The 11,949-nt window shown below is 67.5% G+C and carries 11 protein-coding genes and 1 tRNA gene; 7 read left to right on the top strand and 5 right to left on the bottom strand.

The features are described from left to right. Window positions 1-33 precede the first annotated feature (33 nt). A complete protein-coding gene (locus tag PRN20_RS00375) occupies window positions 34-582 on the bottom strand; it encodes a TetR/AcrR family transcriptional regulator (RefSeq protein ID WP_273954920.1) in 549 nt (182 codons plus the stop codon). 76 nt (window positions 583-658) lie between these two features. Between PRN20_RS00375 and PRN20_RS00370 the strand changes: the two genes are divergently transcribed. Together PRN20_RS00370 and PRN20_RS00365 are read left to right on the top strand one after the other, a co-directional pair. Further along, entirely contained in the window at window positions 659-1,687 is a 1,029-nt protein-coding gene (locus PRN20_RS00370) for an SDR family oxidoreductase (RefSeq protein WP_273954919.1), read from the top strand. A 73-nt stretch (window positions 1,688-1,760) separates the two neighbouring features. Next, window positions 1,761-1,836 (top strand) — tRNA-Ala (locus PRN20_RS00365). Here PRN20_RS00365 and PRN20_RS00360 read toward each other — a convergent pair. Further along, the gene (locus PRN20_RS00360) at window positions 1,825-2,190 is read right to left on the bottom strand and encodes a hypothetical protein (RefSeq protein WP_273954917.1); all 366 of its coding nucleotides are present in this window, start codon (window positions 2,188-2,190) and stop codon (window positions 1,825-1,827) included. The two genes, PRN20_RS00365 and PRN20_RS00360, sit on opposite strands and share 12 nt — an antisense overlap. A gap of 183 nt (window positions 2,191-2,373) precedes the next feature. On the opposite strand from PRN20_RS00360, the gene PRN20_RS00355 reads away from it, so the two are divergent. Further along, window positions 2,374-4,011, top strand: a complete 1,638-nt coding sequence (locus PRN20_RS00355) for a winged helix-turn-helix domain-containing protein (RefSeq protein WP_273954916.1) — start codon at window positions 2,374-2,376, stop codon at window positions 4,009-4,011. Window positions 4,012-4,033: 22 nt separating this feature from the next. Here PRN20_RS00355 and PRN20_RS00350 read toward each other — a convergent pair whose 3' ends face one another. Beyond that, window positions 4,034-4,321 carry a hypothetical protein gene (locus PRN20_RS00350; RefSeq protein WP_273954914.1) on the bottom strand — a complete coding sequence of 96 codons (288 nt, stop codon included), beginning with the start codon at window positions 4,319-4,321 and terminating at the stop codon, window positions 4,034-4,036. A gap of 235 nt (window positions 4,322-4,556) precedes the next feature. Between PRN20_RS00350 and PRN20_RS00345 the strand changes: the two genes are divergently transcribed. The 3 genes from PRN20_RS00345 to PRN20_RS00335 are packed head-to-tail and all read left to right on the top strand — an operon-like array spanning window position 4,557 to window position 8,389. Next, complete coding sequence (locus tag PRN20_RS00345; RefSeq protein WP_273954913.1) at window positions 4,557-5,252, top strand: ABC transporter ATP-binding protein; 696 nt, start codon at window positions 4,557-4,559, stop codon at window positions 5,250-5,252. Further along, window positions 5,249-7,792: an ABC transporter permease gene (locus PRN20_RS00340; protein WP_273954912.1), complete on the top strand. Its 2,544-nt coding sequence runs from the start codon at window positions 5,249-5,251 to the stop codon at window positions 7,790-7,792. Before PRN20_RS00345 ends, PRN20_RS00340 begins: the two co-directional genes overlap by 4 nt. Before the next feature lie 3 nt (window positions 7,793-7,795). Continuing rightward, complete coding sequence (locus tag PRN20_RS00335; RefSeq protein WP_273954911.1) at window positions 7,796-8,389, top strand: hypothetical protein; 594 nt, start codon at window positions 7,796-7,798, stop codon at window positions 8,387-8,389. A gap of 146 nt (window positions 8,390-8,535) precedes the next feature. On the opposite strand, the gene PRN20_RS00330 is transcribed toward PRN20_RS00335, so the two are convergent. Both PRN20_RS00330 and PRN20_RS00325 read right to left on the bottom strand, forming a co-directional pair. Beyond that, window positions 8,536-9,429: a carbohydrate kinase family protein gene (locus PRN20_RS00330; RefSeq protein ID WP_273954910.1), complete on the bottom strand. Its 894-nt coding sequence runs from the start codon at window positions 9,427-9,429 to the stop codon at window positions 8,536-8,538. Beyond that, window positions 9,426-10,349 carry a pseudouridine-5'-phosphate glycosidase gene (locus PRN20_RS00325; protein ID WP_273954908.1) on the bottom strand — a complete coding sequence of 308 codons (924 nt, stop codon included), beginning with the start codon at window positions 10,347-10,349 and terminating at the stop codon, window positions 9,426-9,428. The genes PRN20_RS00330 and PRN20_RS00325 overlap by 4 nt, the downstream gene beginning before the upstream one ends. Before the next feature lie 494 nt (window positions 10,350-10,843). On the opposite strand from PRN20_RS00325, the gene PRN20_RS00320 reads away from it, so the two are divergent. After that, window positions 10,844-11,935, top strand: a complete 1,092-nt coding sequence (locus PRN20_RS00320) for a polyamine ABC transporter substrate-binding protein (RefSeq protein WP_273954907.1) — start codon at window positions 10,844-10,846, stop codon at window positions 11,933-11,935. Window positions 11,936-11,949: the final 14 nt, after the last annotated feature.

The following is an 11,949-nucleotide window of genomic DNA, read 5'->3' as shown; positions in this document are numbered from 1 at the left end:
AGGCCCGACCGAGACTTTGCAGGTGGCTCGTCGCTACCCCTTCACTTCCGGCCCCACCAGCCGCTCGACCAGCAGGCGGATCGCCGGGCCGATGTCGTCGGTGGGGCGGGCCTTGCGCTTGATGCCGTAGGCGGCGTCGAGGACGAGGCAGGCGAGGGCTTCGGGGTCGGCGGCGCCGGCCGTGCCGAGTTCCTCGGCCACCATCCGCTCGATGACATTCTCGGTGGCCCGCACCTCGGGCCGGACGCGTTCGTGCTCGTCATAGAGCTCGTCGGCATGCGGGGAATCGCCGAGGAGGCGCGAGATGGCGCCGTACTTGGCCGCGAGCGCCGCGCCCAGCCGGGCGACGACAGGGCCATCGCCGTGCAGGGCTCTGGCGAAGTTCGCGTGCAGCTCGGTCATGAGCTCGGCAAGGATGGCCTCGAAGACCTCGTTCTTGTCCCGGAAGTACTTGTAGAGCGTGGGCTTGGCGACCCGCGCCTCCTGGGCAATCGCCTCCATCGAGGTGGCGCGCAGGCCCTGGCGCAGGATGAGCCGCCGTGCCCCCGAAAGGATCTGCTGCTCTTTGTCGTTTTCCGCCACGCCGATTTTCCTTCACGAGTCACTTGAACGAACTGAACGATATTCGTACATTTCGTTCAGTTCAATGGAGGTGACCATGTCTGACCGCGTTCTCGTCACTGGCGTATCCGGCTTCCTCGGCGGCCACGTCGCACTCGAACTGCTCCGCAAAGGATACACCGTTCGCGGCTCCGTCCGAAGCCTCGACAAGGCGGACAGGGTGCGGGAGACGCTCGCGGCCCATGGCGCGGACGTTTCGCGGCTCGAGTTCGTGGCGCTCGATCTCCTCAGCGACGAGGGCTGGGAGGCGGCCATGGAGGGCGTGCGCTACGTCCAGCACGTCGCCTCGCCCTTCGTCATCGAGCAGCCCAGGGATCGCAACGAGCTGATCCGACCCGCCGTCGAAGGGGCTCGCCGCGCCGTTACGGCGGCCATGGGGGGCGGCGTCGAGCGGATCGTCCTCACCTCCTCGGTCGCCGCCATCGCCTACGGCCACGAGCGCGAACAGCAGCGGACTTTCACCGAGGCCGACTGGAGCAACCTCGAGAGCCCGCGCATCACGCCCTACCAGGAATCGAAGACCCGGGCCGAGCAGGAAGCCTGGCGCCTCGCCGAAGGGTTCGGGGCGCGCGAGCGGCTCGCGGTGATCAACCCGGGTGCCATCCTCGGGCCGCTGCTGGACGACGATCCCGGCACGTCGGGCCTGATCGCCATTCGCCTCCTCAATGGCTCGATGCCGGGGACGCCCAGGATGTCGTTCTCGGTCATCGACGTGCGCGACGTCGCCGCGGCGCAGGTTGCGGCGATGACCGACCCTGCGGCGGGTGGGCGGCGCTTCATCCTCGCCGATCGCGAGATGACGCTGCAGGAGATGGCCGATGCCATCCAGACCGGGCTGAAGCGCCCCAATGTGCGCACGCCGCGCTTCGAGCTGCCGAACTGGCTGGTCCGGCTCGTCGCCCTGTTCGACCGCCAGATCCGCGACAACACAGCCGAACTCGGCCGCACCCGCCCGGTCAACGGGGATGCCGGCCGGGCGCTCTTGCGCCGCGCCACCATCCCCGGGCCCGAAGCCGTCACGGCCACGGCGGAAAGCCTCTTCGTCCATGGCCTGCTGAAGGCCTGAGGGCGATCGGACGCCCACAAAAAACCTCTAGCCCAAACCGATCGGATCGGCTAACAAGCCCACCGATCGGAGCGGGGCTGTAGCTCAGTTGGGAGAGCGCATCGTTCGCAATGATGAGGTCAGGGGTTCGATTCCCCTCAGCTCCACCATTCCGGTCTGTTCCTGACTTTTCCAGGCGTTGTGGATAGCCCCTTTGGGGGCTTTTCTCGTTTGTCGCCGGCATCGACGAGGAGAGAGTCCGCGGCGGCGGGGGTGGCTTCAGCCACGAATGGCGAGCCGCCGTAGAACCCGAGTTGCGCGGTGGGCGCCTCGCCAAAGCCACGACGCCAGCCGATGCCACCGCTGAATGTCGCAAGACCACCCTGGCCCACCACGAATTGATATGCGCCGCGCAGACCGAGCGCGGCGGCCGGGGCGCACAGGGCCGTCGTCATCAGCATGCGATCTTCATGCGGTGCCACGGTGCGCACCGATGCGGTGTCCGCCGACAACAGATCCGACATGAGCTGCCCCCAGGACCCCGGGGACTCGGGATCACCGACCCCTCATCCCACCGGCAACGCACTACGTCCTGAAGCGCAGGGGTTTTCGTTCTGAAATTTTCTGAAATTCGCATTTCGTGCTTCGCCTGCTAGGGTCGAAATCGATAGATCGTGGCGCGGTTGAGGGGTTGGGGGATCACAGGGGTGACGGCGTTCCGCTTTGCCGGTTTCGAGCTGGATGAACAGCGCGCCGAGCTCCGCGGGCCGGACGGCGCGATGGTCAAGCTCCGCCCCAAGACCTTCGAGATGCTCCGCCTGTTCGCCGCCAATCCCGGACAGGTGCTGAGCAAGCAGGAACTGATGGAGGCGGTCTGGCCGAACGTCCATGTCGGCGAGGATAGCCTGTTCCAGTGCATCCGCGAGATCCGGGCGGCGCTCGGCGACGAGCAGCGGCAGATGATCAGGCTGGCCTCGGGCCGCGGCTACCTGCTTGCGGTCGAGGTGGCGGCGGGATCGGCGGAGCCGGCCGCAGCAGTATCCGAGGGAGCGAGCGCCGAACCGGCGATGCGCCGGAGATGGGGCGGGGCTGGCACCCGCGTGGCGCTGGTCGCCGGCGTGGTGCTGATGGCGGTCGTCGGGCTGGCTGCGGGCTCGACCGGTTTCGTCTTCCAGCGATCGACGCCGACCGTCGCGGTGCTGCCGATCCTCGATGTGAGTTCCGATCCCCTGGGCGGCACGCTGGCGGCGGGAGTGACAGACGAGCTGGTCGATGGGCTTGCGGGGATCGACAACCTGCGCGTCGTCGTGCCCAGGGCGGGCTCCCGGCCGTCCTCGGAGCTCGAGATCCGGGGCGAACTGCATCGCGATGCCGGATCGTGGACGCTCAAGCTGCGCGCCATCCGTACCGGTACAGGCGAAGTCGCGTCGGTCGCCACCGCAACGGTGGATGCCGGCCTCGACGCCGAGCTTCAGGAGGTGCGGCTTGCCGCCGGTGCGGGTGATCCGCTGGCGCGGGACCTGAACGAGCTGCTCGAGGGAGATACCGGCAGCAAGGTCTCGGCGGCGGGGGCGCGTGTCGTCATCGAGCAGGCTTCCGCCTCGATCAGCCAGACATCGCGCGAGCGTTTCGCCGCAGCCGAGACCATGCTCGCAGGGGCGCTCGTCGCCGAGCCCGACAGCGTGGACCTGCAGGTGGCGCTGGCTGCGCTGCGGACCCGCGGCATCCAGATGGTGTGGTACGACGCGGATGGCGCGGCCAGTGCCCGGGATAGCGGGCAGCTGCTGCTGGAGCGGGCGGTCGCTGCCCGGCCGCGCTCGATTGCGGCGCTCGAGGCGCAGTGCCGGTTCCTGTCGGCGACCAACAGCTTCGTCGAGAGCCTCGTCGCCTGCGCGAAGGCGGCCAGCTTCGATCCGTGGAACGGATCGGTGCTCTACCAGATCGGGCTGGCACAGCTGTTCCTCGGCCGCTTCGACGATGCGCTGGCGTCGTTCAGGCTGGCCGATCGCTATGACACTCCGGCGGTGTCCCGGTGGACCTGGATGCTGGGTGCGGGGTGGGCCTGCCTGCTGCTGGGACGCAACGAAGAGGCGGTGGAGTGGATCGAGCGGTCCATCGCCATCACCCCGGCCTCGGGCCGCAGTCACCTGTTGCTTGCCGTAGCGCAGCAGCGCCTTGGCCGCGCGGCAGAGGCACGGGAGGCGTTCGCCCGGGCGATGGCGCTTCGTCCGGGCTCGACGGCGCATAATGTTGCGCCGCCTACGCTGAACACCAGCCCGGCCTATGTCGCGGCGAGCGAGGGCATCCTAGAGACGATGTTCGACCTCGGGCTGCCCGAAGGTTGACCGTCAGCCCTTCCGCGGCCGATCACCACCAGCGCAGATCGGTCCTCTGGCGATGATAGCGGCGGAGATAGTCCTCGCGGGTGGGGACGTCCTTGCCGAGGTTGAGCTTGCCGTTCTTGGTGCAGAAGCCGCCGGAGTCATTGACGCGGCGCTCGCACTGGTCGTCGTCGTTCCTGTCGGAAAGGAGCGACTGGGGTGGGTAGAAGCCGTAGCAGAGCAGGCTGCAATCCATGGCGAAGCTGATGGTGGGCACGGCGTAGATGGAGCCAGCCATCGACGCCGCGATGATCAGGGCGGTCAGTTTGCGCATGGTGTCCTCGCCTTGGGCCGCGCCCGGAACGGCCGGAGCAAGTGAGGCAGGGCTGAGATTACCGCGCGGGAACGTACCGTGCGGTTACCGGGGGCGGGTCCATTCGAGTCCAATTCGGCTCGCGCTTATTGCGTGCTTGAATTTTAGTGTTGCGGAACCGCGCGGCGGCACGGTCCATTGAACCGTGGTGGCGATCCGCCTATTTCCTTGTCCAGCAATAGCAAACGGCCAGTCCATGACCGCTTCCGTCGTCGATGCCCAAGGAGTCAACCTCCATTTGCGGAGTGGTGGGACGCCGCTGCATATCCTCAAGGATGTCGGGCTGAAGCTCGAGGCCGGCGAGGTGGTGGCAATCGTCGGGCCCTCGGGTAGCGGCAAGACCTCGCTGCTGATGGTGCTGTCGGGGCTCGAGCAGGCGACGGACGGAACGATCAATGTGGTCGGCACCGATATCACTGATCTCAACGAGGACCAGCTTGCGGTGTTCCGGCGCGAGGCGCTGGGCATCCTGTTCCAGAATTTTCACCTCATTCCCTCGCTGACCGCGCTCGAGAACGTGGCGCTGACGCTCGAGATCGCCGAGCCGGCGCTTCCCTGGGCGGCGGTGCGCGAGCGGGCGGCAGCGGCGCTGACCGACGTGGGGCTCGGCGAACGGCTCGAGCATCTGCCCAGCGCGCTTTCGGGCGGCGAGCAGCAGCGAGTGGGGCTGGCGCGCGCCATGGTGGGAAATCCCAAACTGCTTCTCGCGGACGAGCCGACCGGCAATCTCGATCAGGAAACCGGGGCGCATGTGATCGAGCTGATGTTCAAGCTGGCGCGCGAGCGCGGCACGGCGATCCTGCTGATCACGCATGACCCGGGGCTGGCGCGGAAGGCCGACCGGCAGCTCAGGATGAACGAAGGACATCTCAGCGAGCAGGTGCCGGCGTGAGCTGGCTGAAGGGCTGGGTTCGCGTCGCGTTGCGCGACCTGCGCGGCGACCTCAAGCGTTTCGCAATCCTCCTCGCCTGCCTCGCGCTCGGGGTGGCGACGATCACGCTCGTCGGCTCGGTGGGCGCGGCGCTGCAATCGGCGCTGCTGCGTGATGCTCGGACGCTGCTGGGCGGGGACCTCGAGGCGACGCTCACCTATCGGGCTGCGAATGCCGAGGAGCGGGCGCTGTTCCAGAGCCTCGGCCAGCTCAGCGAAGTGGTGGAGGTGCAGGGGCGGGCCGACGGCGGGAGCGGGTCGAGTTTTCTCGCCATCAAGGCGGTGGATGCGGGTTATCCGCTGATCGGCACGCTGACGGTCGAGGGGGCGACGGAGCCGCTGCCGGCGCTGCTGGCCGAGCGCGATGGCCGTTTCGGGCTCGTCGCCGACCCGCTGATGTTCGACCGGCTGGGGCTCAAGGTGGGAGACCCGGTGACGGTGGGGGAGGCCGAGTTCACGCTGACGGGTGTGCTGGGGAAGCTCCCCGACCAGGTGACGACGGGCATCCAGTTCGGGTTGCCGGTGCTGATCTCGGTCGAGGCGCTGAACGGCACCGGCATCCTCGCGCCGGGGGTGCTCGCGACCTATCGCTACAAGGTGCTGCTCAACCCCGGCACGGATTTCGAGACGGCGAAGGCGGCGATCGAGACCCGGTTCCCGACGGTGGGCTGGAAGGTGAATGCGCCGCGCGACGCGACGGCTGATCTTGCACGCTTCTTCGACATCTTCGCGCGCTTCCTCACCATCGTGGGCCTCTCCTCGCTGCTCGTCGGCGGGGTGGGCGTCTCCAATGCCATCTCGGCCTATGTGACCGAGCGGCAGCGCTCGATCGCGACGATGAAGGCGCTGGGGGCGACGGGACCGCGCATCCTGTTCCACTTCCTCACCCAGGTGATGCTGCTGACGGTGGCGGGAATCGCGGTGGGGCTCATCATCGGCACGCTGCTCAGCATGGCGATCCTGCCCATCCTGGGCGGGCTGCTGTCGGTCAACCTGCCGCCGGTGGTCGATATCGGCACGCTTTGGACGGCGGCCGGGTTCGGGGCGCTGGTCGGCTTCGCCTTCGGCTACCTGCCGCTGGTGCGGGCCGAGAAGCTGAAGCCGGCGCTGCTGTTCCGCTCGGCGGGGTCGGCGGTGGAGGGGGGGCTGGGCTGGAGCGACCTTGCGAGGCCGAGCCTGTGGCTGCCGCTCGGGCTGGCGGCGCTCGGCATCTACCTGCTCGCCGCCCTGACCACGGGGCGGCCGCTGCTGGTGCTGTGGTATGCGGTGGCGGTGATCCTCGCCTTTCTCGTGCTGCGCGGGGCAGGGTGGCTGCTGCAGCGGGGGCTGAAGCTGATCCCGCCGGCGCCGAATGCGGCGCTGCGCAATGCCGTGAAGGCGATCTACCGGCCGGGGGCGCCGGCGCCGGTGGTGATCCTGTCGCTGGGGCTGGGGCTGGCGCTGCTGCTGCTGATCGCGCTGATCGATGCGAACCTGAGGCACCAGCTCAACCGGGAATCGATCCCGAATGCGCCGAGCTTCGTGTTCATGGACCTGTTCGATGACGAGGTGGAGGCGCTCAAGGACTTCACCGTCAACGACAAGCAGGTCGAGAATTTCGCGTCGCTGCCCATGGTCACCGGGGCGATCGAATCCATCAACGGCGTGCCGGTGGCGGAGCTGGGGCGCAAGCCGCCTTCCGAGTTCGCCTTCGTCCTCGAGGGCGAGATTCCGCTCACCGCGTCCGAAGGCTTGCCCGATCAGTCGGAGATCACCGAGGGGAGCTGGTGGCCGCCGAACTTCATCGGTCCGCCGGAGGTGTCGGTGTTCGAGCGGCTCAAGGGGCCGTTGGGATTGAAGCTCGGGGACGAGATTACCTTCCGTATCTTCGGAGAGCCGGTGACGGTGAAGATCGGCAGCTTCCGCGACTATGCCTGGCGGTCGGGCAGCGTGAATTTCGGCTTCGTGCTCTCGCCCAATGCGCTTGCGGACTTCCCGTTGAGCTACCTGGGTTTGCTCAAGGCCTCGCCGGGGCATGAGCGCGAGGTGCAGCAGCGGCTGGTGGCGGATTTCCCGGACTTGCTGTTCCTGCCGGTGGGCGAGGCGCTCGAGACGTTCGCGGCACTGCTCGCCAATGTCACGACGGCAGTGGAGGTGATCGGCGGGCTGGCGGTGGTGAGCGGGGTGCTGGTGCTGGCTGGCGCGATGGCAGCGGGGCGCAAGCAGCGCGAGGCCGATGCGGTGGTGACGAAGGTGCTGGGCGCGACGCGCGGCGACGTGATCCGGGCTTTCCTCGTCGAGTATGGCGTACTGGGGCTGCTCGCCGCGGTGCTGGCGGCGATCCTGGGGCTCGTCGGGACATGGGCCTTCGTCGAGTATGTGCTCGAGATCGACTTCTGGGCCGATCTGTGGCTCATCGTCTGGGTCGCGGCTGGAACGATCGTACTGGCGGTGGTGGTCGGCATGCTGACGACATGGTCGGCGCTGTCGATCAGGCCGTCGCGGTTCCTGAGGGAGGAGTAGGCGATGCGTGCACTGATCGTGGCCCTTGCCCTTGCCGCAACGCCGGTGCTGGCGCAGGACGCCGAGATCGAGGAAATCCGGCGCGCCTGGGATGCGTGCACGGGCCTCATCGACCAGAGCCCGAACGAATGGACCGGCTGGCGGCGGAATTTCGACGGCGGCTATGCCGACCACTTCGAGTTCCACGAGGCGACGGACGGATCGGGCGTGCTGGTCCAGACCTGGCTCATCGACGCCATCGCGACGCAGAAGGACACGTCCTGTTTCCGCAAGGATGGGACGCTCGCCTTCCTCTATTCGGAGATGACCTCGCCCAACATGGCGCAGGGGGCCGACGGGCCGGCGATCACCCGCGAGGGGCGGCTCTATTTCTCGCCCGACGGGCGGCTGGTGCGGGTGATGAAGCGGATCACCGAGGCGGGCAAGGAAGTCGCCCCGATCGACAACGACCGCTACCAGATGGCGCGCGGCTGCGAGCTGACGGCGCCGCACGCGACGATGGACGATGTGCGCTCGCACATGATCTCGGAGCTTGGCGACATCGAGGGGACGCGCGGGGAGTTCAAGCGGCAGGGGCTGGATTGGTGCGGGCTGTAGGGGTTCAGGCGGACGATCCGGTCCTGCTGCTCCACCCTCATCCGGCCTTCGGCCACCTTCTCCCATCAAGGGAGAAGGCCTGACTGAGAAATCCATGATTGGGCCACTGCCTCCCTCCCCTCAAGGGGGAGGGGAGCTATTCCGGGCTATTCCGGTTGGCCGCCGACCTTGGTGACGGCGGCGGAGCCGGCGGTGATGGCGCGTTCGAGGCAGGTCTCCAAGCCGGCGCCCGAGAGTTCGGCGGAGATGAAGGCGGCGGCGAAGGCGTCGCCGGCGCCGGTGGTGTCGACGACGTCGACCACGGGTGCGGGAAGCTGCAGGCGGACGCCGCTCGCGTCGCCTACCGCCGCGCCCTTCGCGCCGAGCTTGACGACGACGCGGCCGAAGTTCGGGCCGAGGAGGCGCATCTGGGCGTCGAGGTCGGGGGTGCCTGAGAGGGCCTGGGCTTCGTCCTCGTTGGCGAAGAGCGTGGTGAAACCCCTGGTCCACTCGAGGAACTGGCCGGCGCCGACTTCCTCGACGAAGCCGACCGAGGCGGCGTCGACGGCGACGAGGATGCCGCGCGAGCGGGCTTCCTCGGCCATCCAGCGGGCGGCGTGGCGCGGCTGATCGGCAAACAGCGAATAGCCCGAGACGACGAGGTAGCGGGTGTCGTCGAGCAGCCAGACCGGCATGTCGGAATGCGACAGGAGGAGGTTCGCGCCGCGATCGGTGAGGAAGCTGCGCTCGCCATCGGGATCGACGATGGTGACGAGGATGCCCGAGGGCCGCGCCGGGTCGGCGACGAGGATCGGGTCGACATGGAAGCCGCGGAGATAGGCCTCGAGATGCGGCTTGTCGCGCGCACCGACGCGGGCGACGAAGCTGACATTGGTGCCCATCGAGCCGAACCAGACGGCCTGGTTGGCGCCAGAGCCGCCGGGGCGCTGGGTGATCGAGGCGCGCCGGTCGGAGCCGCGTACCAGCGGCCCCTCGGGGATGACGATGACGTCGGTCATCACGTCGCCGATGACGATGACCCGGCCGGCGGTCTGGTTCATTTGCCGCGCTTGCTCAGGGCAACGGCGATCTGGGCGGCGACGCGGGCGTTGTTCTCGACAAGCGCGATGTTGGCGACGAGGCTCTTGCCGTCGGTCAACTCGAAGATGCGCTTCAAAAGGAACGGCGTGAGGTCCTTGCGGCTCACGCCTTCTGCCTCGGCGCCCTTGATGGCCTGGTCGATACGGGCCTCGATCATGTCGCGGTCGAGCGCGTGGCTGGCGGGGATCGGGTTGGCGACGAGGACGCCGCCGAGACCGAGCTCGAACTGGAGGGCGATCACCTTGGCCGCGGCTTCGCCATCGTCGACGCGGTGATCGACCTTGCCGCCGCTCTCGCGGGCCCAGAAGGCGGGGAAGGCGTCGGTGCCGAAGCCGAGCACGGGGACGCCCTTGCTCTCGAGCACTTCGAGGGTCTTGGGGATATCGAGGATGGACTTGGCGCCGGCGCAGACCACGGCGACCTGGGTGCGGCCGAGTTCGTCGAGATCGGCGGAGATGTCGAAGGTCGACTCGGCGCCGCGGTGCACGCCGCCGATGCCGCCCGTGGCGAAGACGCGGATGCCGGCCGCTTCGGCGCCCATCATGGTGGTGGCGACGGTGGTGCCGGCGATCTCGCCCGAGGCGAGGAGGGCGGCGACGTCGCGGCGCGAGGCCTTGGCAGCCTTGCCGCCGGTGCGGGCGAGGCGCTCGAGGTCGTCGGCGGTGACGCCGATCTTGAACTTGCCGTCCATGATGGCGACCGTGGCGGGGACCGCGCCGTTGTCGGCGATCACCTTCTCGACGTTCTCAGCCATCTCGAGGTTCTGCGGATAGGGCATGCCGTGGGTAATGATGGTGGATTCAAGCGCCACCACGGGACGGCCGGAATCGAGGGCCTCGCGCACGGCAGGCGAGATGGAAAGATGGTTGCGAAGGCTCACGTGCGGCCCCTGTTGTTGTGCTGCCTGCTCCCTTGGACCGAAACCGGGGCGAATTCAACTGGATGGGGTCGAGGGGCGGCGTGGAGGGGGTGCGGCGCGACTACTGGTCGCGCTCCGGCCGCATGGCAACAAAAGCGGCATGGACGCTGCCCCAAACCCCTTGCCCCACAGGGGATTTGCTACTAGGAATCGCGCGGCTGAAGGCGCAGGACGCGAGGGGGAACTTCACTGCTTAAGGTCATTGTTGATCCGGAACCTCCGCCGGATCGATGGGCGCCCGGCTCCGGGCACAAGATGAACCTTTCCTCTCCCGGCGCGGATCTCGCGCTGCTTGGCCTGCCCTCCCTCATATCCGCGCGCCGTCGTACAACGCGCCCAGCTCCCACTCATCGCCTTTGGTCCCACTGGACTTCCGTCAACCGACGCAGCTAGCGCCGGAACCATCAACCATGCGCCGTCGGCCACCCTCGGCACTCGCACAAGGAAACACGACTATGATGAAGCCCCTGATGATCGCCCTGGGAGCGCTGGCCATTGCCGCGCCCGCCCTGGCCCAGGAAGAGCCGGTGCTGAACGTCTACAACTGGTCGGACTACATCGCCGAGGACACCATCGCCAACTTCACGGCGGAAACCGGCATCCAGGTGAACTACGACGTCTACGACAACAACGAGATCGTCGACGCCAAGCTGCTGGCCGGCAACTCGGGCTATGACATCGTGGTGCCCTCGGGCAACTTCCTCGAGCGCCAGATCAAGGCCGGCCTCATCCTGCCGCTCGACAAGTCCAAGCTGACCAACCTGGGTAATCTCGACCCGTCCGTGATGGCGACCGCCGCCGGCCAGGACCCGGACAACGCCCATGGCGTGCCCTACATGATCAACACGATCGGGTTGGGCTACAACGTCGCCAAGGTGAAGGAAGCGCTGGGCGCCGACGCTCCGATCGACAGCTGGGACCTGCTGTTCAAGCCGGAAGTGGTCGAGAAGCTCGCCTCCTGCGGCGTGACCGTGCTCGACAGCCCGACCGAAGTGGTGGGCATTGCGCTCCACTATCTCGGGCTCGATCCGAACTCGGAGAAGGAAGAGGACCTGGCCAAGGCGGAAGCGCTGCTGAACTCGATCAAGCCGCACATCCGCTATTTCCATTCCTCGCAGTACATCGATGACCTCGGCAACGGCGAAGTCTGCCTGTCGCTGGGTTATTCGGGCGACGTGTTCATCGCTGCCGATGCCGCGGCCCAGGCCGGGCAGGGCGTCGAGGTGCAGTACCTGATCCCCAAGGAAGGTGCGGCGACGCTGTTCGACTTCCTCGCCATCCCGGTCGATGCTCCGCATCCGGACAACGCCCACAAGTTCATCAACTACATCCTCAAGCCCGAGGTGGTGGCGGCGATCACGAACTACGTCTACTACGCCAATCCGAACCTGCCTTCGCTCGAGTTCGTGAACGAGGAAGTGAAGTCCAACCCGGGCATCTACCCGCCGGCCGAGACCGTCGCCAAGGCATTCGTGATGAAGGCGCACTCGCCTGAATTCGAAGAGGTCTTGACCCGGACCTGGACCCGCATCAAAACCGGTCTGTAATCTCCTTCAGGGGG

The organism is Devosia sp. ZB163 (assembly GCF_028613635.1).
Lineage (GTDB): Bacteria > Pseudomonadota > Alphaproteobacteria > Rhizobiales > Devosiaceae > Devosia_A.
Note: the sequence above shows the minus strand (reverse complement) of the source record. Positions and strands in the feature narration are given on the sequence as shown.